Origin of the sequence: Streptomyces sp. NBC_01017 (assembly GCF_045162795.1) — a bacterium.
Taxonomy (GTDB): Bacteria; Actinomycetota; Actinomycetes; order Streptomycetales; family Streptomycetaceae; genus Streptomyces; species Streptomyces machairae.
In genome coordinates this window covers 151,826-173,357 of sequence record NZ_CP108683.1, presented here as the reverse complement: position 1 = coordinate 173,357, position 21,532 = coordinate 151,826, and the positions used below count along the sequence as shown (strand labels likewise).

Below are 21,532 nucleotides of genomic sequence, written 5' to 3'. Positions count from 1 at the left end.
GACCGGGTGTGGCTGATCGGGCGTTGCCCTCGATGGCTCCAGGAGAATGGCCGCCCGGTCCTCCGGGACGCTCCGACCACTGATTGAGAACTGCGGTCATCGCTGGTTAAGGACCTGTCGGCGGGGTGTTCTTCGGGCCATGGAAATGACGGCCATGGAGGAACGGAGCGACGGGCTTGAGTGCGTCTCATGCACGGATATGGGTCGGCATCGACGCTGGCAAGGGGCACCACTGGGCGGTCGCCGTCGACGCCGACGGAGAGACGCTGTTCTCGACGAAGGTCATCAACGACGAAGCGCAGATCCTTACCCTCATCGACACGGCCCGCGAGCGGGCTGACGAGGTGCGGTGGGCGGTGGACATCTCCGGCCGGGCATCCACACTGCTGCTGGCCCTGCTGGTCGCTCACGGCCAGCAAGTGGTCTACGTGCCCGGCCGCACGGTCAACCGCATGTCCGGCGCCTACAAGGGTGAAGGCAAGACCGACGCAAAGGATGCCCGCGTCATCGCCGACCAGGCCCGCATGCGCCGGGACTTCGCCCCGCTTGAGACACCGCCGGAGCTGGTCTCCAGCCTCCAGGTGCTGACCCACCATCGAGCGGACCTGATAGCCGACCGCGTCCGGCTGATCAACCGTCTCCGCGACCTGCTGGTCGGCATCTGCCCCGCCCTGGAACGGGCCTTCGACTACTCCGCGGCCAAGGGCCCAGTCGTCATGCTGACCGAGTACCAGACCCCGGCCGCCCTGCGCCGAATCGGCGTCAAACGGCTGACCACCTGGCTGGAACGCCGCAAGGTTCGCGGTGCCGACACGGTCGCGGCCAAGGCCGTGGAGGCCGCCCAGTCCCAGCAGATCGCGCTGCCGGGCGAGAAACGCGCCGCCAAGCTGGTCTGCGACCTCGCCCACCAACTCCTGGCCCTGGACGAGCGGATCAAGGACAACGACCGGGAGATCCGCGAGACCTTCCGCACCGACGACCGCGCCGAGATCATCGAGTCCATGCCCGGCATGGGCCCCATCCTCGGCGCCGAGTTCGTCGCTATCGTCGGCGACCTGTCCGGCTACCGCGACGCCGGCCGCCTGGCCTCCCACGCCGGCCTCGCCCCAGTGCCCCGGGACTCCGGCCGCCGCACCGGCAACTACCACCGGCCCAAACGCTACAACCGCCGCCTGCGCTGGCTGTTCTACATGTCCGCGCAGACCGCAATGATGCGACCGGGCCCATCGAGGGACTACTACCTCAAGAAGCGCGCCGAGGGGCTGCTGCACACCCAGGCCCTGCTCGCGCTCGCCCGACGTCGGGTCGACGTGCTCTGGGCCATGCTGCGTGACAAGAGACTGTTCACCCCCGCCCCGCCAGTCACGCAAGCGGCTTGACACGATCATTGAGATTCTCCTTGATCATCGGATCCGCCGTTGATTAGGCCCTGTCTCACATTCGGTGGTGACGGAGGGTGTTGCTATCCGAGGAGGATGCGGTGGCGGAGGAGGGTGAAGCCTGCTCGTCCGTCCATCTGGCGGGCGATCCGCTTGGTCTTGGTGTTGACGCCCTCGGTGGGGCCGTTGCTGTAGCGGAGTGTGAACGCGGCGATCACGGCGTCGAGGCCTCGCTCCAGCCCTCGGGTGAAGGCATGCATGTGCGGCAGATCGGCAGTGCGGACCTGAGTGATCCAGAGCTCGAGCGCGTCGGCGTTGTCGGGGTGAGGCTTCAGCAGCTGGGCGAAGTCCCTGATGCAGACGGCGAGTTGGGTCATCTCGGGGCAGACCGCGATGAGCCGGTCCAGTAGGTGTCAATCCCCAGAAAGCGTGGAGGACTTCCTTATGCTGCTCGGTCCTTGTGCTGGGCCCGCGTCCTGGCCTCGATAACGGTTCGTTCGAACTCCACCGGAGCCAGTCCGCCGGCGGCGCTGTGCCTGCGGCGCGTGTTGAAGAAGTCTGTGATCCACGTGGCGATCTTCAGCCGGGCCTCGGCGCGGGTGGCGAAGCGGTGCCGGTGGATGTACTCGACCTTGACGACCGACGAGTGGAACGATTCCGCGGCCGCGTTGTCCAGGGCTGATCCCACACGCCCTATGGACTGCACCACGCCCAGCTGGGAACAGAGGCTGCTGTACGCCTCGCTCGTATTCCGACCCGCGGTCCGAATGAAAGATCACGCCGCCCACGGCGCCGCCGCGGGTCGCGGCGGCCATCTGCAACGACGCGCTGACCAGCGACGCATCATGCCGAGGGCCCATCGCGTAGCCGAGCACCCGGCGCGAGAACGCGTCGTGGACGGACGCGAGGTAGAGCTTGCCCTCGCCGGTTTCAATCTCGGTCATATCGCCCCACCACAAAACGTCTGGTGCGATGGCGTCGTAGCGGCGAAGCACCAGGTCACGGACGGCTTTCCACTTGCCCTGCCGTGTGAGGTTCTTGCGCCGGCGCGGGGGCTTACGACCCTGGAGACCGAGCTCCGCCATGATCTGGGCGACGGTGTTCTGCAAGACCTGCCAGCCCTCGGCCCACAGGTCCAGCGTGATCCTCGGCGAACCGTACGTCCGCCCCGACGTGTTGAAGAAGTGGGTGATCCGCTCGGCCAGTGCCGCGCGTCTGACCTCGCGTTTCGTCGGCTGCTCGGGCCGGCAGCAGGGCCGTTGGCTGGATAGACCCGGTGCACTGTCACCGGGTCCCCTTCGCGATGAAAGTCTTGGATTCAAGTTGGCCTGCTTCACCCAGTCACGCACTGCGGTCTCGGTCAGATCGAAGTCCTTGGCGATCTGACCGACGGAGCGGTCACCGTGTCGGCGCAGCTCGACGATCTCGGACTTGAACTCCGGCGTGAAGGAGCGGCGAGGGCGAGGCTCTTTCTTCCCATGCTCTCCATGATGGACCTTCCGGGGCTGAACCCCTGACCTCGGATGTCCGCCAAAGCGGATCAAGCCCATGGGGGCGGGCGTCCGGTGGGGGTGGGGTACCCACTGGACGCCCGCGGTGTGTGCTTGTCGTGTTCAGCTGCTCCTATGTTGTCTGCCTTGTCTGCCTTGTCTGCGTTGTTGGGGGGGGGTAGGGGTTGGGGTTGGGGGGTTAGGGGGCGAGTGTTTCGCATTGGGTGCCGAGGGGGGTGCACTGGTCGGTGCCGGGTCCGCCGTTGATGGCGTTGGTGCCGCTGCCGGCGCGGATGGTGTCGTTGCCGTTGCCGCCTTGGATGCTGTCGGTTCCGGTGCCGGTGGTGAGTTGGTCGTTGCCGTCGTCGCCCTGGACGCTGTTGGTGCCGTTGCCGGCGTTGACGGTGTCGTCGCCGGCTCCTGCCACGATGCTGTCGGTGCCGTTGCCGGTGGTGATGGTGTCGTTGCCGGCGCCGGACTGGACCGAGTTGGTGCCGTCGCCGGCGCGGATGGTGTCGTCACCAGTGCCAGTCTTGATGCTGTCGGTGGCGTTCCCGGAGATGACGGTGTTGGTGCCGTTCCCCGCATCCACAGTGTTGGTTCCGTCACCGGCGTCGATGTAGTCGTCGCCAGCACCGGTGGTGATCTTGTCGTTGCCTGCTGCGCCGCAGATGAAGTCGTTGCCGCCGTTGCCGTTGATGATGTCGTTGCCGGCGAGCGCGAAGATCACATCATCGTTGGGGGTGCCGTTGATGGTGTCGCTGCCGTTGGTGCCGTTGATGGTGGCTGTCGCGTTGGCACAGGTGAGAGCGTTGACGATCTGGGTGAGCTCGGGGCTGGTCGAGGCGCTGTGTGTGGCGTCGCCGCTGTAGCGGGCGGTGATCTGGTGTGAGCCGACTGTCAGGGTGCTGGTGGTGAGGGTTGCGGTGCCAGAAGGGTTGATGGTGATGTCGTCACCGATGACGGTTGCGCCGTCCATGAAGTCCACGGTGCCGTTCGGGGTGGAGTCGGTGACGGTCGCCGTGAACGTCACGTTCTGACCGGCAGCCGAGGGGTTCAATGAGGATGCCAGAGTCGTTGTGCTGGCCGCCTGGGCAAGCAGCACTGACACGTTGTTGCTGTTGGTGTTTGCGGTGGTGAGGTCGGGCTTGCCGTCGGCGTTCAGGTCCGCGACAGCCACCGAGACAGGAAAATCGCCGACGCCGAACTTCAGGGCTGGCTGGAACGTGCCGTCCCCGTTGCCCAGCAGCACCGACACGTTGTCGCTGTTGGCGTTTGCGGTGGTGAGGTCGGGCTTGCCGTCGGCGTTCAGATCCCCGGCCGCCACCGAGATAGGAAATTCGCCGACGTCATAGGTCTCGGCGGGCTGGAACGTGCCGTCCCCGTTGCCCAGCAGCACCGACACGTTGTCGCTGTTGGCGTTTGCGGTGGTGAGGTCGGGCTTGCCGTCGGCGTTCAGATCCCCGGCCGCCACCGAGATAGGAGAATCGCCGACGTCATAGGTCTCGGCGGGCTGGAACGTGCCGTCCCCGTTGCCCAGCAGCACTGCCAGGGTGTCAGTGCCACGGTTTGCGACGGCGAGATCGGGTGTGCCGTCGGCGTTGAAGTCCTCTGCCGTTACCGAGGATGGAAAATCACCCACGTCGTACGTCACAGGGGCCTGGAGGGTGCCGTCCCCGTTGCCCAGCAGCACTGCCACGGTGTCAGTGCCACGGTTTGCGACGGCGAGATCGGACTTGTGGTCCGCGTCGAAGTCTCCGACCGTAATTGACGCCACATCGCTGACGGCGTTGTAGGAGAGGTGGTTGTTGTCCTGGAAGGTACCGTCTCCCACGCCCATCAGCACGTACACCCTTGCCCCGCCCCCGGCGATGAGATCGGGCTTGTTGTCGGAGTTGAGGTCCCCGACCGTCACCGCGGACAAACTGACACTGTGGTCGACGTCGTAGTCCACGGCGGGCTGGAACGTGCCGTCCCCGTTGCCCAGCAGCACCGACAGATTTCTACCCTGTTGGTTTGCGGTGGCGAGGTCGGGATTGCCGTCGCCGTTGAAGTCCCCGACCGCCAAAGAGCGCGGAATCTGGCCGCCGACGGCATAGTTGGCAGCGGGTACGGCGAAGTGCACCTCGGCGCCGTCCTCGGCACTGAGAATGTTGGTGAACTGAGTCGTGGCTGAGGCACTGGAGGTGAAAGCAAAGAGCATGCCTCCGGTGAGGGTGGCGGCGCTGAAGAGGGTGAGGGCGCGTCTGAGTGCGGGACGGTACACGGGGTACGGGCGATGGTTCATGGCGTTCCTAGCCTGTGATAAAACCGAGTTTGACCACAATGAGTGATGAGCGGATCCGAGACGGGGCCGTAAGCCTGATGATGGCAAACGCTACTTTTGTTCAATAGGCCCCAACAGCGGCTATCCCATACCACGCGCTATCGGCCGCTGACAGTGCCTTTGCGGGAGTGCCGCGGATCCCGATCGGGAAGCCGTAGGCCGAGGACCACTCGATGCCCTCGAGGGTGCAGTCGATGTTGTGGGCGGTCGACCTGATGGAGCAGGGCCTGAACCCGGCCCGGCACATCAAGGGCGGCGACGCCGTCCTGGACGAAGGGGAGTAGGGCCGTCGTGGGAGAGATCGACGACGCGATCGAGCGTCCGCCAGCGGAGTCCCGGACGGATCGGGCATCACGGGGTCGTCGGCGAGCGCGACCAGGGCGACGATGAAGTACCGGCGAACGTCCTCGGCCCGGCTCGTGAAGCGGCGGATCCAGCCGCGGACCCGTGCCCTCAGTCAGGCCCAGATGCGCGGCGACCTGGCGGTGTACCATCGTAAGCATTCAGAAGGTCGCGATCGAGTCCGCTGTCTGACGATGTGACAGGTGGTGGTTGGGTGCGGCAGGATCCGTGGTCGTCGTGTCGTCCGCCTTCGAGTCCGCGTCGCGTGAGGATCTCCTCGCTGTAATCGGGTTGCTCCAGCGGCAGGTTGAGGCTGCGGAGGAGCAGGCTGCCGAGCTCGCCGCGGCGAACGAGCGGTTGACCGTTCGGGTCGCGGAGCTGGAGCGGCGCCTGGGTCGGAACTCGTCCAATTCCTCGATGCCGCCGTCCAGTGACGTCTTCGGCCGGCCGGAGAAGAAGGCGGCGCCGAAGAGCGGACGCACGCGGGGTCGTCAGTCGGGTACGGGCGGCTCGGGCTGTCCATGATCGCCGATCCTGATGTCGTCGAGGAACATCTTCCGGCGGCCTGTTCCGGTTGCGGGAGCGGGCTTGGCCCTGGTGACAGCGTCGGTTTCGAGCGCCGGCAGGTCCGCGACATCCCCCTGACCACGGTGACGGTCACCGAGCACAAGGGTGAGGACCTCTCGGCGCCGACCAGGTTGGTTGCTTCTCGGCTACTGGCAGGTCTGCATCCGGACGTTCGGCGGGGTGTGGCGGTTACGGATGCCGTAACTTCTGGTGGATGTGGCGTGTGCTGGTGATTATGAACGTATGACGTTGGCCGCGCAGGCGTTTGCGCAACTGGTGAGTTGGCCCGATCTTGCTGAGGTGGAGCCGAGTTGCGGCATCGGGCGGGGGCTTGGCTCAGCCCACCGGGAGATCGTCCATTTTCATTCCGGACGGGAGGCTGACCTGCACTTGACGGTGGGGGTGATCCGGCGGTTCGAAGAACACCTCAGCGAATCTGCGGCCGTCCGGGTGGTGTCGGCATCGGCGTGGGTGACGGTGCGGCTGGATGCTGCCGGGGATCGCGATGTGCTGATGACGCTGGTTAGTCTCGCCCTGCAGGCTCGCCAGGCTTGGCCGGCGCCGGGTGAGTTGCAGCGAGCCGATTGCAACGAGCAGGTGTTGCTCGCGCATGATCATCGCAGTGGGTGCTGAGCCTCTTCCAGGTGGGTGGCAGTATGGCTGACCAGGCGCGTGAGGACGACGCAATCCGTCATGTAGTGAAGCGTTTGAAGGACGCCTTCAGTGCGTCATACAGTCCGGCCGAGGTGGAAAAGGCAGTAGCGAAGGAGCATGCCTATTTCGCGGGTCGGCCGGTGCGTGAGTTCGTTCCTGTGTTGGTCGAGCGCAGGGCGCGTGCCATTTTGAATGGCTTGGGCGGGTAGCGTCGTGAACCCTGGTTCCGCAGAGACGCGCCAGGCGTCACGGATTCCGGCTATGACGCAGGGCGAAGGAACCGGGCGAGCCGGGTTCCGGGGCAGACGCCGAGGACACATCCGGAGAGGGCCTTCGCCTCGGCGGGGGCACGGGCCCTCGCGTCTGTAGTAGTCGAATCTCGTCACGGTGCGTACGGGGGTGTTGCTATGAGCGCGTGTCCTGGGTGAAAGCGTCTTAGCCTGCCGCCATGTCGATCAACGTGGTCCGCATGGCGGACGCACACCGCGCGGAGCTTCACGAGCTGTTGCTCGCCGAAAACTGGACCCAGCTTGCCAAGGAACTTCAGCAGAACAGTCTTCAGGTGTTCACGCAGTACGTGGCTCTGGTCAAGGGACGTGTCGTGGGATGGCTTGAGGGCACGGCGCGCTATGAGGCGGACGCCGAGGTGCCCGGCTTCCCGACCCCATGGGCGCAGGTCAACTACGTCCTCACCCACCCTGCCATGCGCAGGCGGGGCATCGCAGGCGACCTCCTTCGCCATTTCGCGCACGACGAATACAGCGCCGGTCGTCGCTTCATGGTGCTCTGGCACGATCGACGCGAGGACTCGGGCGGACGGCTTGCGTTCTTTACTGCGCACGGATTCCAGCCAGTTTCGGGCACAGGCCTCTTCGGCATCGACCTCCCGCAACTACTCACCGGTCCGGGTACGGCGCCCCCCGGTCAGTGACCAGCACTCTGAAGTACCCACCCCCTTTCGCCGTCCTTTCCCTTCTCACCGATCGACGGGGCCCGTGCCGGACGCACCTGGCACGGGCCCGGCCCGGTCGACAGCGTCGGCCTGCGCGGGGACTGCCGCCGGCGGCGGGCTCATGTGGAGCGCCGGGCAGATTCCTCGCCCCCTTTGCGTGTCTCCACGACGGCGCTCCGCGGTCAAGCTCCGCACCAAGGTGACCCGCGCTGCCGGTAGTCCAGCCGCGGCCCTCCTGGAGGAGTCTGCCTGAGCTCCATCTTCCGGATTCGATACCTGTGCGCCCTGGCGATCCCCTTCAATGTGGGAGCCGGGGGTACGAGGAGCGGTTGGCGCCATGCGTCCGCCCATGCCGGTGTCGAGGGGGAGAAGAGGATGAGTGATCAAGGTGATGGTCAGGACGAGGAGCAGGCAAAGCGCTGGTGGCGGCGCATTCCGTGGATCGCCATCTGTACCGTGCTAACTGCGCTCATCGGCATCGCTAGTGCCGTATCAGGCAACGTTCGCCCTGTTGACTACCTTGCGCAGGCGTTCGTCGGCGGCGTGCTTGTTCCGCCAGATGATGTAGCGGCGGATCATGCTGCCCTGCTCCTTGTGGCTGGCATGGTCGGTGCCGTCGAGTGCGAAGTAGCGCAGGGCGGTGAACTGGGCCTCGATGCGGTTGAGCCAGGAGCTGTTGGTCGGGGTGTAGGCGAATTCGACGTTGTTGGCCGTGGCCCAGTCGCCGACGCGGGTGTCCTTCTTGGTGGTCAGGTGCGGGGAGAAGTTGTCGAGCACGATCGCGATCCGGGTCTCGGCCGGGTAGAGGCTGCGCAGGTAGCGGCAGAACTCCAGGAACCTCGTCCGGTTCTTCTTCGGCTTGATGTGGCCGTAGAGCCTGTCCCGGGCCAGGTCATAGGCGGCGAGGAGGTGGCGGACGCCGTGCGGGCGGGTGTAGGTGGCCCGTCGGCGGGGGCGGGGTTCCCGGTCGGGGTCCTTGTGCTTCCCGCCGCGCTCGGTCCACTGCCGGCCGGGGTGAGGCTGGAGGTTGAGCGGGCCGAACTCGTCAAGGCAGAAGACGACTTCTGGTTCGCCATCGTCGGGTATGACCTCGCCGTCGGCGATGGCGTAGAGGTGCTCGACGCGCGCTTTCTTGGCGGCGTAGTCGGGGTCGCGGGAGGTCTTCCAGGTCTTTATGCGTTGAAACGAGACGCCCTCCTCACGGAGCAGAACCCGAAGGCCCTCGTGGCTGATGTCGTCGACCACCCCCTCGGCGACCAGGAAGTCGGCCAGCTTGGCCAGGCTCCAGGTCGAAAACGGCAGGCCGTGCTCGGCGGGCTTGGACTTGGCGGTCTTCTTGATCTCCCGGCGTTCGGGGAGAGTGAAGGTCTTGGGCCGACCGCCCTTGTACTTCGGGTAGAGCGAGTCGAAGCCGTCGGTGTTGAAGTTGTGGATCACGTCCCGGACTCGGTCCGCGCTGGTGAATGTCACCTCGGCGATCTTCACCACGGGCATGCCCTGCGCGGACAGCAGCACCATCTGGGCCCGCCGCCAGGTCACCACCGACCCCGTGCCTCTACGGATGATCCGCAGCAGGCGCTGCCCCTCGTCGTCATCGATCTCACGGACGCGTACTCGTTCTGCCACCCAGACAGCTTGGCCGACACCGCGCCGTCCGGACCAGCATCCGAACGGCGCGTCACATCACCACAGGGCAAAGGTTCTCTGATGCGGCACTAGTAGGTCGTCGCTGCTTAGTTGTGTCATGTCTGGGAGGCTGGTATCTGTCAGATCCTTCTCGCTTGTCAGACAGGGCTGTTGTTATGGGTTCGCAGAAGAAGCGGCCGGTCAGGCTGACCACGCAGGACCGTGAGGAATTGGTCCGGGTGACCACGACGGGTGTTCGCGGAGCTTCGATGATCATGCGTGCGCGGGTGCTGCTCGCGCTGGACACCTCGGTGGGTGAGGTGGACTCCAAAGAGGCGATCGCGACCCGGCTCGGCGTCTGTGGTGAGACGTTGCGGCTGGTCGCCAAGCGTTTCGCCGAGACCGGTGGCGATGTTCACGCCACGGTCGCACGGAAGAAACGCGACCTGCCGCCGGTGCCCTCGCCGGTGACCGGCGAGGTCGAAGCCCGGCTGATCGCGATGGCATGCTCCCAGCCGCCCCCGGGCCATGCGCGGTGGTCGCTGCGACTACTGGAGAAGCACGTCGCACTGGTTGAGGACATCCCCGATCTGGACCACTCCACCATCGGCCGGATCCTAAAAAAACGGAACTGCGCCCTCACCTGAAGAAGTGCTGGACCATCCCACCACGAGCGAACGCACAGTTCGCAGCCCGGATGGAAGACGTCCTCGCCGTCTATGCCCGACCCTACGACCCGGCACGTCCGGTGGTGTGCATGGACGAAAAGCCCTACCAGCTCCTCGACCACGTCCGCGGCCCAATCCCCGCCCGACCCGGCCGCGACGCGTGCCAGGACAGCGAGTACATCCACTGTGGCACCTGCTCCGTCTTCGTATGGACCGAACCCTTACGCGGATGGCGTCGCACGCAGGCACTGTCCCGACGGACCCGGATCGACTGGGCCGGCCAGGTCAAACAGCTACTGACACGGCAGCTGTAGTTCCAGCGTCTGGGCTGGTCAGTGTCTTGTCGGGGGTGCGTGCGGGCATGAGGACGGCCACCGCGATCATGAACGTTTGTGACGACGTATCAAGACACGGTGGCCGCGGAGGCCACGATAGCGGAGCAGACGTGGGGCGAGACATTCGGGAGGGTCATGGCAACCGTCGCGGGCTGTTTCACACGGCGTGAAACGCGGGCGACAGCCGCCGAGTTGGTCGCCGGACTGTTGCTGGAGGTGGACACGCGGAACTGCTGGACGCTCGGGCAGGCGTTGGGACATCCGGGCCCTCACCGGCTGCAGCACCTGTTGTCCCGTGCCCGGTTCGATCACGATCGGGCGGGGAAGGAGATCGTCCGCCTGGTGGCCGGTGAACTAGTAGGTCGTCGCTGCTTAGTTGTGTCATGTCTGGGAGGCTGGTATCTGTCAGATCCTTCTCGCTTGTCAGACAGGGCTGTTGTTATGGGTTCGCAGAAGAAGCGGCCGGTCAGGCTGACCACGCAGGACCGTGAGGAATTGGTCCGGGTGACCACGACGGGTGTTCGCGGAGCTTCGATGATCATGCGTGCGCGGGTGCTGCTCGCGCTGGACACCTCGGTGGGTGAGGTGGACTCCAAAGAGGCGATCGCGACCCGGCTCGGCGTCTGTGGTGAGACGTTGCGGCTGGTCGCCAAGCGTTTCGCCGAGACCGGTGGCGATGTTCACGCCACGATCGCACGGAAGAAACGCGACCTGCCGCCGGTGCCCTCGCCGGTGACCGGCGAGGTCGAAGCCCGGCTGATCGCGATGGCATGCTCCCAGCCGCCCTCAGGCTATGCGCGGTGGTCGCTGCGACTACTGGAGAAGCACGTCGCACTGGTTGAGGACATCCCCGATCTGGACCACTCCACCATCGGCCGGGTCTTAAAAAAACGGAACTGCGCCCTCACCTGAAGAAGTGCTGGACCATCCCACCACGAGCGAACGCGCAGTTCGCAGCCCGGATGGAAGACGTCCTCGCCGTCTATGCCCGACCCTACGACCCGGCGCGTCCGGTGGTGTGCATGGACGAGAAGCCCTACCAGCTCCTCGACCACGTCCGCGGCCCAATCCCCGCCCGACCCGGCCGCGACGCGTGCCAGGACAGCGAGTACATCCGCTGCGGCACCTGCTCCGTCTTCGTATGGACCGAACCCTTACGCGGATGGCGTCGCACGCAGGCACTGTCCCGACGGACCCGGATCGACTGGGCCGGCCAGGTCAAACAGCTACTGACCGTGGACCACCCCGACGCCGAAACCGTGGTCCTGGTGATGGACAACCTCAACACCCACACCATCGCCTCCCTGTACGAGGCCTTCGAACCAGAAGAGGCCTTCGCCCTGGCTCAACGCCTCGAGATCCACCACACGCCCAAGCACGGCTCCTGGCTCAACATCGCCGAGATCGAACTCTCCGCGCTGACCCGGCAATGCCTCGACCGCCGGATCGGCGACCTCGACACACTCAACACCGAACTCTCGGCCTGGCAGAACGCCACCAACATCCACCAACGCCAAGTGGACTGGCAGTTCACCACCCATGACGCACGCATCAAACTGCGCCACCTTTATCCCAAGAATTAGCCACGACAGTCTACTCGCCGGGCAGGACGTGGTGTTGGTGGTGGACGAGACGGGCGATGCGAAGTCCTCGACGGAGTGTGTGGGAGCCGGACGGCAGTACTCGGGTGCGATCGGCGGTGTCGGTCTGTGTCAGGTGGCGGTGCATCTGGCGGCGGTCTCCGCGACCACGAAGGTGATCATCGACCGGGCCCTGTATCTCCCGGCGGACTGGGCCGCGGACGAGGAACGCCGCGAGGTCGCCGGGGTGCCGGAGGAGGTCGGGTTCGCGACGAAGCCGCAGCAGGCGCTGTCCATGGTCACCGGCGCACTCGCCACGGGGATCGAGGCACGCTGGTTCGCGGGCGACGAGGTGTACTGCGGGCGTGAACTGCGCCGGGGCATACGCTCACTGGGTCTGGGCTACACGGTCGGCATCGCCGCTACGTACCAGGTCACCGACGGGGGCGGCCGCCGGTGGGAGGCCCGCAAACTGATCAACAAGGTGCGTCCCGAGCAGTGGATGCGCCGGCAGACCGGACACGGCACCAAGGGCACCCGCGAGTACGACTGGGCCTGGCTCGACGTCCGCCCCGACGACACTCCCGACGAGAACGAGAACGAGAACGAGAACGAGAACGAGAACGAGAACGAGAACGAGAACGAGAACGAGAACGAGAACGAGAACGCGGCCGGGGCGCAGGGCTTGATCAAGTTCCGTAGGTGTCCGGATCGTTGGTGATGCCCAGGATGGGGAGTGCTCGTTGGGGTTCGTCGCGGATGGCCCGGGTGGTCTTGGCGATGTTGTCGGCTCCGAGGGTTTTCAGCACGCCGATGGCGAGGTTGCGGAGGGTCGCCATGGCTCGTGGTGCGGTGCCGGCGTGGACGGTGGAGGCGTCCTCGGCGAGGGTGACGTCCCTGATGTGGTGCGAGGAGTTCTCCACTCCCCAGTGCCCGCGGATCGCGGTGGCCAGGTCGGCGGGCCCGGCTTGGTGGGCGTCGAGGCTGGTGACGGCGTAGACACTCTGACGGGTCTCGCGCCGGCCGGTGAGCTTGCGGCGGCGGTGGATGCGGATGGCCAGGCGGGCGTGGGGAAACGGGATTCCGCCGAGTTCGTCGGCGATTCCGCAGGTTTTGATCGAGCGGGACTCCCGGCGTCCGTGTCCGGTCCCGGAGGCGGTGTGCTGGACGGCGATGTCCCGCCACGGCAGGGCAGCGAGCCGGCTGTGGGCGGTGGGCTGGTTGGTCTTGATCACGGCGATGTAGTGGGCCTTCTTGGCCTCGACCAGCCAGGAGATGTTCGCCTTGACCGAGTGCAGGGCGTCGAAGGTGACGACGGCGCCGGCCAGGTCCAGCCGTGCCAGGAGCGGTTGGAAGTGTGTGGTTTCGTTCGTCTTCGCACCGACCTCCACCTGAGCGAGGGTCACGACGGTGCCGTGCGTGACCGCGGAGAGCAGATGCCGGCGCGTCGCGGTGAGACGGGCTGATCCCTTGAGTGCTTTGCCGTCGACAGCGATCACGCGCGGCCGCCCGGACGCGGACGGCGACGGCGTCTGGGCGGGCTCGGTTGCAGCGCGATGCCGGTCGGCGAGGTAGGCGCCCACTGCCCGGTCCAGGGCGTCACCGTCAACAGCCCCCAGCACACGGCCGATCGTGGCCGGTGACGGAGTGGTCCGCCATCTGAGCAGGTGGCGGCGCATTCCGATGACTGCCAGGAGTGCGTTCGAAGCACGCTGGCCCCACTCGGCGAGTTCGTCGATGCTCCTGGCTCCCGAGACGACCGCGCAGGCACACACCAGCAGGATCGCTGTCAGCGAGTACCACCGGCCCCGCCGCGAGCGCGGGTCGGGGACCGAATCGAAGTAGGGGCGCAGATCAGCGACCCGGCCGGCATCCAGCGGACCCAGCTTCACCAGCACGGCGGGAATGGGAGAAGATACAGCGACAGGCACGGGCCACCTCATGATCATCGGGCTTAGACACCACAATGATCACGAAGCCCGTGCCTGCTCTGCTATGCACCCCAACCGGTCACAACCCAACCAGCCTCACAACCCCGGAACTTGCAACCGCCCTGGCCGGGGCGGGGACGAGCGTGCTGGTCGCGCGGCGGCACCGCTACACCGGCGAGGTGTCCTACTTCCGCTGCTGGGCACCCGGCGACGTCGCCCTCGCCACACTGATGGAAGTGATCTCGCGCAGGTGGCGGATCGAGGAAACGTTCCAGCTTACAAAGGGCTTCACCGGGCTCGACCAGGGTCAGGTGACCTGCTGGAACTCCTGGATGCGCTGGTCACTGTTCTCCCTGTTCGCCGCCGTCGTCCTCGCTCTCACGGCCGCAGCCATCCATGAGGGCTCCGAGCGGCAACCCGGACTCGTCCCGCTGACCTGTCCCGAGCTCATCCGTCTCCTGCGGGCCATCGTGCTGCCCCCAGCCGCCCGCGACCGTGATCATGTCCTGCGCTGGATCGCCTGGAGGCGCCGTCACCAAGCCGTCGCAACCGCCTGCCACCAGCAACGACACCGCTGCCACGACCAGCCGTGATCAAGAACTACAGCTGCCGTGACTGACCGTGGACTACCCCGACGCCGAAACCGTGGTCCTGGTGATGGACAACCTCAACACCCACACCTGGGATGCCCCGAAGTTTCCGGACAGGCGTCCAATAGGATCGTCTGAACTGGAAACGAGGAATCGAAGTGGCACCACCGAGCAAGTACACGCCTGAGTTCCGTGAGGAAGCCGTCCGGATCGCGCTGGCTTCCAGCAAGACCGTAACCGAGGTCGGCCGTGAACTCGGTATGAACCCCGAAACCCTCCGGGGCTGGGTGAAGAAGCATAAGGAACGGAACGAACCTCCTGCCGGTACCGAGCTGTCCCACGATGAACGCGCTCGCCTGAAGGAACTTGAACGCCGTATCCGTGAAGTCGAGATGGAGAATGCGTTCCTGAAAAAAGCCGCAGCGTACTTCGCGAAGGATCCCCGGTAGCGAGCAAGTACGAGTTCATCGATGAGATGCGACTCGACACAACGGAGTACGCATATCCCGTCGAGTTCATGTGCGAACGACTCGGCGTATCCACATCTGGCTACTACGACTGGCGGGGCCGCCCGAAATCCGCGACGGCGCAGCGACGCGAGGAGTTGAAACTGCTGATCAAGAAAGCATTCGACGATTCCGACAGCACCTACGGCTATCGGCGCATCCACGCCCAGCTCCATCGCTGGGGCCACGCCGCGGGCCCGGAGCTGGTCCGCCGGCTCATGCGGGAGCTGGGACTTGAGCCCTAATCACAAACGCCTTCACTCGGCGGTGGGTTACCGTCCTCCCCGCGAAGTCCCAGGGCTTGATCAAGTTCCGTAGGTGTCGCGGTTGTTGATGATGCCCAGGATCGGGAGTGCTCGTTCGGGTTCGTCGCGGATGGCCCGGGTGGTCTTGGCGATGTTGTTGGCTCCGAGGACCTTCAGCACGCCGATGGCGAGGTTGCGGAAGGTCGCCATGGCCCGGGGCGCGGTCCCGGTGTGGACGGTGGAGGCGTCCTCGGCGAAGGTGACGTCTCTGATGTGGTGCGAGGAGTTCTCCACTCCCCAGTGCCCGCGAATCGCGGCGGCCAGGTCGGCCGGGCAGGCCTGGTGGGCGTCCAGGCTGGTCACGGCGTAGACGCTCTCACGACTCTCGCGCCGGCCGGTGAGCTTGCGGCGGCGGTGGATGCGGATGGCCAGGCGGGCGTGGGGAAACGGGATTCCGCCGAGTTCGTCGGCGATTCCGCAGGTTTTGATCGAGCGGGACTCCCGCCGGCCGTGCCCGGTCCCGGAGGCGGTGTGCTGGACGGCGATGTCCCGCCAGGGCAGGGCCGCCAGCCGGCGGTGGGCGGTCGGCTGGTTGGTCTTGATCACGGCGATGTAGTGCGCTTTCTTCGTCTCGACAAGCCAGGAGACGTTCGCCTTGACCGAGTGCAGCGCGTCGAAGGTGACGACAGTGCCGGCCAGGTCCAGCGGCTCCAGCAGCGGGCGGAAGTGGGTGGTCTCGTTCGTCTTCGCGCCGACCTCCACCTGGCCGAGGGTCACGACTGGGCCGTGGGTGACCACCGACAGCAGGTGCCGGCGTGCCGAGGTGAGACGGGCCGAACCCTTGAGCGCTTTGCCGTCAAGGGCAAGGACGCGCAGCCGCCCGGGCGCGGGTGCCGCCGGCTGCCCCGTGGCCCTGGTCGCGGTGCCGGTGACGGCGTGGTGCCGGTCGGTCAGGTAGGCGCCCACCGCCCGGTCCAGGGCATCACCGTCCACGGCGCCCAGCGCGCGCCCGATCGTCACGGGCGAGGGGGTGCGCCGCCACCCGAGCAGATGACGGCGGATACCCAGGGCCGCCAGTAGCCTGCCCGAGGCCCTCGCACCCCATTCGGCGAGCTCGTCGATGCTCTTCGCTCCCGAGACGACCGCGCAGGCACACACCAGCAGGATCGACGTCAGCGAGTACCACCGGCCCCGCCGCGAGCGTGGGTCGGGGATGGAGTCGAAGTAGGGACGCAGGTCGGCGACCTGGCCGACGTCCAGCGACCCCAGATTCCCCAGCACGGCAGGGATCGGTGAAGATACAGCGGCAGGCACGGGCCACCTCATGATCATCGGGCGTAAGACACCACAATGATCACGAAGCCCGTGCCTGCACTGCTATCTACCCCTCACGCAACAACTGCCGCGAGCATGGAACTTGAAGCCGCCCTGGCGAAGTCCACGCCGCGTACCAGAAGTTGCGAATCGTCGCGTGAGTCAATAGTCAGATGCCTGTCCGGAAAACACGAGGCCCCTCACTCGTCGAGACGGCCGGTTATGTCCCGGTCGCATTGTCGGCTGATGACTACATCGAGCTGCTGCCCGCGACCTGGCGGGCGATCAACGCCTACGGCGTGAAGATCAAACACCGGACCTACGACGACCAGGCCCTCAACCCGCTGCGGCAGCAGCGGTCGGGCGTCAAGGATCGCAAGGATCTGTGGGAGATCCACTACGACCCCTACGACGTGTCCCGCATCTGGGTCCGTGACCATGGCAGGGGCGGCTGGATCACCCTGTTCTGGAAACAACTGCACCGCGTCGCCGCCCCGTTCGGCGAACTGGCCTGGGACCACACCCGCCACACCCTGCCCGGAGCGAGCGAGGAGCAACTCGCCGATGCCGTCGCCGACCTGCTGCGACGCGCCCATCAGGGACCCGCTGACCGCGGTGACACAGGCAGCAGAGCCGGACTCAGCCGCCGGGACCGGCGTGTCGCCGCCCGCACCAAATCCAGTCCGCCATCCACCCCGATCGCGCCCGAGGCACCCCCTGCCGACCGGGTTGCCGACAGAGAAACGGGCCAGGCCGACGACGTTCCCGCGGAGAACATCGCCAAGGTGATACCGATGCCGATCTTCGACCCGTTCACCGAAGCGGACAAGCGGTGGTGAGTCAGGGGCCGGGGCGGGGTGGGGATCCCGCAGATGGGTACGGACATCTGCAGCTGACCACCCTGCCGGGGTGGCGCGGGTTCGTCACCGAGATACCCGCAGTGCCGGAGCTGCTGCCCGAGGCGGTCTGGTCGGCTCTCGCGGACGACAAACGAGTCTGCTACGACGATGACCGCATCGACCACCATTCACAGTTGCTGGTGGTCCAGACTCCCACGATCCGCCAGGTCATCACCTCGGGCCGCAGCCTGATCCAGATGAACAAGAACGCCCACTACGGACGATGCGGCCTGATGGTGTCCGGCCCCGCCAGAACCGGCAAGACCACCGCGCTCACCCAACTCGGCAAGACCGTCGAGGTGATCCACCGACGGCGGCACCCGAACTCCTCCAGCGACATCCCGGTCATCTACATCACCGTCCCACCCGCCGCCACCCCCAAGATGATCGCCATGGAGTTCGCCCGGTTCTTCGACCTGCCGATCTCCACCAGAAGCAACATCACCGACATCGCCGACGCAGTCTGCGGCGTCAGTACGGACGCCCACGTAACCATCGTTGCGGTCGACGAACTCCACAACCTCAACACCGCCACACGCGCCGGCGCCGAAGCCTCCGACACCCTGAAGTACTTCTCCGAACGCATCCCGGCCACCTTCGTCTACGCCGGAATCAGCCTGGAACGCACCGGACTGCTCTCCGGCGCCCGCGGAGAACAGATCGCCGGCCGGTTCGGGATGGTCCGCACCGGACCGTTCGGCCAGAACCAGCAGTGGACCGCGCTGATCGCAGCCCTGGAGGACAGTCTTAGGCTCCACCGCCACCGGCCCGGCGCCCTCACCAGACTCGACCGCTACCTGCACCAGCGCACCCACGGGATGATCGGAAGCCTGCTCTGGTTGATCCGCGGCGCGGCCATCAGCGCCGTCCTGGACGGCACCGAGAAGATCACCAAGAAGGCCCTCGACGCCGTCGACGCCGACTTCACTTCCCAGTCCCCGCGGCCACCCGCCGCGTGATCGACACCCATGCTGCCCCGAGAACGAGCCGAGAAGATCCTCACCCTGCACGCAGCCGGATGGCCAGTGCAGGCCATCGCTGACCACATCGGCCACAGCCACCAAACCATCCGCGACTACATCAACGGCCGCAGAACGCCCGGGACTCGGGCCCCACGGCCAAGCCTGCTCACCGAACCCCTCGCCAGCTACTGCCGCCAGCGACTCACCGAGGATCCGCACCTGCGGACCAGTGTCCTGTTCAAAGAAGTAGCCGACCTCGGCTTCCAGGGAAGCCGGGCAACCCTCTACCGCGAACTGGACCGCCGCCTGCTGGTCCTGGCCGACCGCCGCAAGACCAACTCACAGGAGGAGGATCCCCCGGTCCCATCCGAGATGTCCCGCACACTCGCCCGCAGGCACGAGCGGACACCGGTGCTGCCACAGCCAGTCGCCCCGATCGCAGGAGAAACCCTCAACTCCTACCTGGCCCGGATCGCCCAGGCCAACCACCTCACCGTCACCGAGGTACTGGCAGTACTGCCCACCTGGTTCGCCACGAAGACCAACAACATCGACGACCGAGCCCAGCACCACATGCTCGCCCCCGCAGCCACCCAGGCCCTGCACGAACTCGCTCACCTCACCAGCACCACTTCCGCCAGCCTTGCCCACGCGCTCCCCGCCTTCGGCACCGACGAAAGCCCTGTCCGGGCCACGACCGCCTGCCACCGGTGCACTGCCCGCCTCGGCATCCGCCAGCCCGTCCCCGTCCACCTCCCGATTCACCACAAGGTCTGCACACAGCACGGAATCTGGCTCAGCGATCTCGGAGAACCCCACCTCGACCTCTCCATATGCCCTGAGATCACCACCGCCCAACGCCGGGCGAACCGACTCCTACGCCGCTTCACACCCCAGCAACTCACCCTCGCCCACCAAACTGCGGTCGAAGCCGTCCCGCCCTGGCCGGCCTCCCCAGCCGCCGTCCCGCACCACTGGAAATACCGGCTCCTCGCACTGCAGACCCACAATCACCACCGCGGCATCCCGACCGAACTCGACACCTACTCACACGCCGCGATCTACCCCGACGCCATCGAACTCGCCGCAGCAGTACTCGCCAAGCATCCTCACGATCCAGCAAGATCCACTGGCGAAGACTCTCCGCATCTCCGAACGATGGAACCCGCGGTTCACGGCCACTTCGCCACTCAAGATTCCTCGCCGCAGGTCAGAGCGACCGCGTCAGGGACGACTCGGTGACACAGGACACAAGTCGCCGGCGGCTGATGCAAGGACGCTCTGGTCGACGAGGACGGCGCCCGCTGCATGCTCGGAGCCATTCGAGCCGAGGCTCGCGGCGACAGTGGCCTGGAAGCCGACGCGGCCGCCGTGCTCCTGGACGCGATCCGCCGACGCTTCGGCGCCGACGTCGACTCCGTGCCGTCCTTCAACGACGCGCACGGCTCCGGCCGTGTCCCGCTCCGCATGGTCGACCAGGCCGCCGGCCTCGCCGACGCCCGCGGCCTCTAACTCTCCTGCTCCGGACCACCTGCCTCGCACCCGAACCCTCGCGGTCGGGTGCGGGCCAGGCCGTCCGGCCTGCGCACCACCGCCCACCACACCCGCCCGAGCGAGGGAGACACCCCGCCATGCAGTCCGACGACAAGCCCATCAACGGCCAGCACAACCCGAGCTTCTTCGACCTGCTCGACCAGGTGCCCCGACCGCCGGTCACCGACCTGGACAAGGACCCCGGCAAGGAGCGCATCGGCTGGCTCCGCGCGGCCCGCACGGCCTGCTCCGCCTCGGCGATCCACTCCTCGACGACCTTGTCACGGGTCAACTGCGACACGAGGCGAACTCCCAGCACGTCAAGAGGAAACGGACACCTCCAACCTGCCTCGGCCGACCGATTCCGCACAAAACGATCAAGAAGTCACTTCCCGATCATCGGATTCGCGAAGGGTTCTCAGTCGGGCCTCGGTACGGGTGGTGAAGTGATGTCGGCCGGGCCGGGCAGACAGGGGCAGCCCATCTCAGGGATTGGCATAATGCCCACAGGAGGTGAGCTGCGGTGACTGTCATGAGCGAGCTGATCGAACGGGGCGGCGTCCCCGAGGGTTACAAGGTCGAGGTGTTTGATGGGAGAGTGATCATGACTCCGCAGAGCCCGGAGCAACATTGGACCGTCAGGGACGTCGAGAGTGCCGTCACGGCTGCCGGTATCGCCCGCGAGCGTGTCTTCGGAGATGTCCTCGTCACCTTTCCCGGGGAGAACGATGCGGCGCCGGATCTGACGGTCATCGGTTTTGACGCCGAGCGCCGCAGGAACAGCTACTCCTGTATCGATGTGCTCATGGTGGCCGAGGTTCCATCCGAGCCCGAGGATGAGAAGGACTACGTTCGGAACGTGCGGAAGTACGGCCGCTATGGGATCGACTTCTACATGATCGCCGACCCGTTTAAAAAGGTCGTCACGCTGATGTCAGAGCCGCACGCCTCCGGATACGGGTCAGTCGTGGAGACCCCGTATGGAGAGTCGGTAACTCTTACCTTGGCCACCGGTGAGCGTGTGAAGATCGACACCAGCACCTTCCCTACGCGGGGTGTGTCAATTTAAGTTAAGTTGACCGCACAGACCCAGGCCTGGGTTCACTGGTTGCGGGCGGTGTTGACCTCGATCCGTCAGCTGGGGCTTGTCGTTTTTCGTCTCGGCGGTTCGCCCGTAATGTCCTCTGCCGTTCGAGGGCGGGCCGTCGCGTGACGCTGCGCCTCCCAGGGTGGTGCGCCTCTCCTCCCAGTTCTCGTCGGGGGTGGGTTCTGGTGCGTCAGGTGGTGGCTGGGAGGTCGGTCAGCCGCCGCCAGGCGGTCGTGAACGCAAGTCTTCCGGCGGACGGATCGCACTCCTGCGGCCATACAACCGCCAGCGGGCCGACGCTGTCCTGCATGCGCCAGAGGCCGGGGCGCCGGTGCTGCTGTTGGAGGTCGACAACTGCACCGAATCGCCTGAGACGGTGGCTGCCAAGTTCGACCGCTACCGCCGCTACTTCCGGCTGACGGCGAAAGGCTCCCAGGGGCGGGACGTGCCAGTGTGGCGAACGCTGTACCCGCCCGACAGGGCGCGAGGGCCACCCGCCGGTGGCCCTCGTCTTCAACCCCGGCGTCCGCACCGGCGAGCAGGCCC

General features: G+C 66.2%; 24 protein-coding genes and 3 pseudogenes. 20 read left to right on the top strand and 7 right to left on the bottom strand.

What is annotated here, in order from left to right; translation table 11 throughout:
* Positions 1-176 precede the first annotated feature (176 nt).
* Positions 177-1,379 (top strand): IS110 family transposase, encoded by a 1,203-nt coding sequence (locus OG331_RS00905; RefSeq protein WP_406190631.1) that lies wholly within the window; start codon positions 177-179, stop codon positions 1,377-1,379.
* An 83-nt stretch (positions 1,380-1,462) separates the two neighbouring features.
* Here the strand turns inward: OG331_RS00905 and OG331_RS00900 are convergent.
* The 4 genes and pseudogenes from OG331_RS00900 to OG331_RS00885 all read right to left on the bottom strand — a co-directional run.
* Positions 1,463-1,789 (bottom strand): annotated as a pseudogene (locus OG331_RS00900) (transposase); the annotation flags it as partial.
* A gap of 32 nt (positions 1,790-1,821) precedes the next feature.
* Positions 1,822-2,085 (bottom strand): integrase core domain-containing protein, encoded by a 264-nt coding sequence (locus OG331_RS00895; protein ID WP_406209556.1) that lies wholly within the window; start codon positions 2,083-2,085, stop codon positions 1,822-1,824.
* A 97-nt stretch (positions 2,086-2,182) separates the two neighbouring features.
* Positions 2,183-2,929: pseudogene (locus OG331_RS00890) on the bottom strand (IS3 family transposase); the annotation flags it as partial.
* A gap of 139 nt (positions 2,930-3,068) precedes the next feature.
* A complete protein-coding gene (locus OG331_RS00885) occupies positions 3,069-5,156 on the bottom strand; it encodes an FG-GAP-like repeat-containing protein (protein WP_406190628.1) in 2,088 nt (695 codons plus the stop codon).
* A gap of 618 nt (positions 5,157-5,774) precedes the next feature.
* Here OG331_RS00885 and OG331_RS00880 point away from each other — a divergent pair.
* The 4 genes from OG331_RS00880 (at position 5,775) to OG331_RS00865 (ending at position 7,689) form a co-directional block, all read left to right on the top strand.
* The gene (locus tag OG331_RS00880) at positions 5,775-6,062 is read left to right on the top strand and encodes a DUF6444 domain-containing protein (protein WP_406190625.1); all 288 of its coding nucleotides are present in this window, start codon (positions 5,775-5,777) and stop codon (positions 6,060-6,062) included.
* 285 nt (positions 6,063-6,347) lie between these two features.
* The gene (locus OG331_RS00875; protein ID WP_406190623.1) at positions 6,348-6,737 is read left to right on the top strand and encodes a luciferase family protein; all 390 of its coding nucleotides are present in this window, start codon (positions 6,348-6,350) and stop codon (positions 6,735-6,737) included.
* Complete coding sequence (locus OG331_RS00870; protein WP_406190620.1) at positions 6,731-6,967, top strand: three-helix bundle dimerization domain-containing protein; 237 nt, start codon at positions 6,731-6,733, stop codon at positions 6,965-6,967. The genes OG331_RS00875 and OG331_RS00870 overlap by 7 nt, the downstream gene beginning before the upstream one ends.
* Before the next feature lie 239 nt (positions 6,968-7,206).
* Positions 7,207-7,689 (top strand): GNAT family N-acetyltransferase, encoded by a 483-nt coding sequence (locus OG331_RS00865; RefSeq protein WP_406190617.1) that lies wholly within the window; start codon positions 7,207-7,209, stop codon positions 7,687-7,689.
* Positions 7,690-8,202: 513 nt separating this feature from the next.
* Here the strand turns inward: OG331_RS00865 and OG331_RS00860 are convergent.
* Entirely contained in the window at positions 8,203-9,336 is a 1,134-nt protein-coding gene (locus OG331_RS00860) for an IS630 family transposase (RefSeq protein ID WP_406190614.1), read from the bottom strand.
* A 269-nt stretch (positions 9,337-9,605) separates the two neighbouring features.
* Here OG331_RS00860 and OG331_RS00855 point away from each other — a divergent pair, with 269 nt between their 5' ends.
* The 5 genes from OG331_RS00855 to OG331_RS00835 all read left to right on the top strand — a co-directional run bounded on the left by OG331_RS00855 (position 9,606) and on the right by OG331_RS00835 (position 12,640).
* Positions 9,606-9,983 (top strand): helix-turn-helix domain-containing protein, encoded by a 378-nt coding sequence (locus tag OG331_RS00855; RefSeq protein ID WP_406190611.1) that lies wholly within the window; start codon positions 9,606-9,608, stop codon positions 9,981-9,983.
* Between the two features lie 50 nt (positions 9,984-10,033).
* Positions 10,034-10,318 (top strand): hypothetical protein, encoded by a 285-nt coding sequence (locus OG331_RS00850; protein WP_406190608.1) that lies wholly within the window; start codon positions 10,034-10,036, stop codon positions 10,316-10,318.
* A gap of 156 nt (positions 10,319-10,474) precedes the next feature.
* On the top strand, positions 10,475-11,251 hold the full coding sequence (locus tag OG331_RS00845) for a helix-turn-helix domain-containing protein (RefSeq protein WP_406190605.1): 777 nt from the start codon (positions 10,475-10,477) through the stop codon (positions 11,249-11,251).
* Entirely contained in the window at positions 11,236-11,922 is a 687-nt protein-coding gene (locus OG331_RS00840) for an IS630 family transposase (protein WP_406209554.1), read from the top strand. Before OG331_RS00845 ends, OG331_RS00840 begins: the two co-directional genes overlap by 16 nt.
* Positions 11,879-12,640: a transposase gene (locus OG331_RS00835; protein WP_406190602.1), complete on the top strand. Its 762-nt coding sequence runs from the start codon at positions 11,879-11,881 to the stop codon at positions 12,638-12,640. The genes OG331_RS00840 and OG331_RS00835 overlap by 44 nt, the downstream gene beginning before the upstream one ends.
* Here the strand turns inward: OG331_RS00835 and OG331_RS00830 are convergent.
* On the bottom strand, positions 12,609-13,817 hold the full coding sequence (locus tag OG331_RS00830; RefSeq protein WP_406190599.1) for an ISAs1 family transposase: 1,209 nt from the start codon (positions 13,815-13,817) through the stop codon (positions 12,609-12,611). The two genes, OG331_RS00835 and OG331_RS00830, sit on opposite strands and share 32 nt — an antisense overlap.
* A gap of 176 nt (positions 13,818-13,993) precedes the next feature.
* Between OG331_RS00830 and OG331_RS00825 the strand changes: the two genes are divergently transcribed.
* The 3 genes from OG331_RS00825 to OG331_RS00815 all read left to right on the top strand — a co-directional run bounded on the left by OG331_RS00825 (position 13,994) and on the right by OG331_RS00815 (position 15,191).
* The gene (locus OG331_RS00825) at positions 13,994-14,443 is read left to right on the top strand and encodes a hypothetical protein (RefSeq protein ID WP_406190597.1); all 450 of its coding nucleotides are present in this window, start codon (positions 13,994-13,996) and stop codon (positions 14,441-14,443) included.
* A gap of 155 nt (positions 14,444-14,598) precedes the next feature.
* Complete coding sequence (locus OG331_RS00820) at positions 14,599-14,889, top strand: transposase (protein ID WP_406190594.1); 291 nt, start codon at positions 14,599-14,601, stop codon at positions 14,887-14,889.
* A 26-nt stretch (positions 14,890-14,915) separates the two neighbouring features.
* A complete protein-coding gene (locus OG331_RS00815) occupies positions 14,916-15,191 on the top strand; it encodes an IS3 family transposase (protein WP_406190590.1) in 276 nt (91 codons plus the stop codon).
* 60 nt (positions 15,192-15,251) lie between these two features.
* Here the strand turns inward: OG331_RS00815 and OG331_RS00810 are convergent, their stop codons facing one another.
* Positions 15,252-16,472 (bottom strand): ISAs1 family transposase, encoded by a 1,221-nt coding sequence (locus OG331_RS00810; protein ID WP_406190588.1) that lies wholly within the window; start codon positions 16,470-16,472, stop codon positions 15,252-15,254.
* A 206-nt stretch (positions 16,473-16,678) separates the two neighbouring features.
* Between OG331_RS00810 and OG331_RS00805 the strand changes: the two genes are divergently transcribed.
* From OG331_RS00805 to OG331_RS00775, 7 genes and pseudogenes are all read left to right on the top strand, one after another.
* Positions 16,679-17,344, top strand: coding sequence for a Mu transposase C-terminal domain-containing protein (locus tag OG331_RS00805; RefSeq protein WP_406190585.1), 666 nt, complete (start codon positions 16,679-16,681; stop codon positions 17,342-17,344).
* Positions 17,338-18,363, top strand: a complete 1,026-nt coding sequence (locus tag OG331_RS00800; RefSeq protein ID WP_406190582.1) for a TniB family NTP-binding protein — start codon at positions 17,338-17,340, stop codon at positions 18,361-18,363. The genes OG331_RS00805 and OG331_RS00800 overlap by 7 nt, the downstream gene beginning before the upstream one ends.
* A 9-nt stretch (positions 18,364-18,372) precedes the next feature.
* The gene (locus OG331_RS00795) at positions 18,373-19,608 is read left to right on the top strand and encodes a TniQ family protein (protein ID WP_406190580.1); all 1,236 of its coding nucleotides are present in this window, start codon (positions 18,373-18,375) and stop codon (positions 19,606-19,608) included.
* Between the two features lie 66 nt (positions 19,609-19,674).
* The gene (locus tag OG331_RS00790; RefSeq protein WP_406190577.1) at positions 19,675-19,878 is read left to right on the top strand and encodes a hypothetical protein; all 204 of its coding nucleotides are present in this window, start codon (positions 19,675-19,677) and stop codon (positions 19,876-19,878) included.
* A gap of 119 nt (positions 19,879-19,997) precedes the next feature.
* Positions 19,998-20,426, top strand: a complete 429-nt coding sequence (locus OG331_RS00785) for a hypothetical protein (RefSeq protein ID WP_406190574.1) — start codon at positions 19,998-20,000, stop codon at positions 20,424-20,426.
* Positions 20,427-20,431: 5 nt separating this feature from the next.
* A complete protein-coding gene (locus OG331_RS00780; RefSeq protein WP_406190571.1) occupies positions 20,432-20,968 on the top strand; it encodes a Uma2 family endonuclease in 537 nt (178 codons plus the stop codon).
* A gap of 160 nt (positions 20,969-21,128) precedes the next feature.
* Positions 21,129-21,395: pseudogene (locus OG331_RS00775) on the top strand (replication-relaxation family protein); the annotation flags it as partial.
* Between the last annotated feature and the right edge of the window lie 137 nt (positions 21,396-21,532).

Coding starts and splice junctions, on each gene's coding strand:
- OG331_RS00795 (WP_406190580.1), top strand. CDS start 18,373: ATGCTGCCCCGAGAACGAGCCGAGAAGATCCTCACCCTGCACGCAGCC.
- OG331_RS00785 (WP_406190574.1), top strand. CDS start 19,998: ATGCAGTCCGACGACAAGCCCATCAACGGCCAGCACAACCCGAGCTTC.
- OG331_RS00875 (WP_406190623.1), top strand. CDS start 6,348: ATGACGTTGGCCGCGCAGGCGTTTGCGCAACTGGTGAGTTGGCCCGAT.
- OG331_RS00805 (WP_406190585.1), top strand. CDS start 16,679: ATGCCTGTCCGGAAAACACGAGGCCCCTCACTCGTCGAGACGGCCGGT.
- OG331_RS00845 (WP_406190605.1), top strand. CDS start 10,475: ATGGCAACCGTCGCGGGCTGTTTCACACGGCGTGAAACGCGGGCGACA.
- OG331_RS00850 (WP_406190608.1), top strand. CDS start 10,034: ATGGAAGACGTCCTCGCCGTCTATGCCCGACCCTACGACCCGGCACGT.
- OG331_RS00835 (WP_406190602.1), top strand. CDS start 11,879: ATGACGCACGCATCAAACTGCGCCACCTTTATCCCAAGAATTAGCCAC.
- OG331_RS00885 (WP_406190628.1), bottom strand. CDS start 5,156: ATGAACCATCGCCCGTACCCCGTGTACCGTCCCGCACTCAGACGCGCC.
- OG331_RS00865 (WP_406190617.1), top strand. CDS start 7,207: ATGTCGATCAACGTGGTCCGCATGGCGGACGCACACCGCGCGGAGCTT.
- OG331_RS00855 (WP_406190611.1), top strand. CDS start 9,606: ATGATCATGCGTGCGCGGGTGCTGCTCGCGCTGGACACCTCGGTGGGT.
- OG331_RS00815 (WP_406190590.1), top strand. CDS start 14,916: ATGCGACTCGACACAACGGAGTACGCATATCCCGTCGAGTTCATGTGC.
- OG331_RS00780 (WP_406190571.1), top strand. CDS start 20,432: ATGAGCGAGCTGATCGAACGGGGCGGCGTCCCCGAGGGTTACAAGGTC.
- OG331_RS00790 (WP_406190577.1), top strand. CDS start 19,675: ATGCTCGGAGCCATTCGAGCCGAGGCTCGCGGCGACAGTGGCCTGGAA.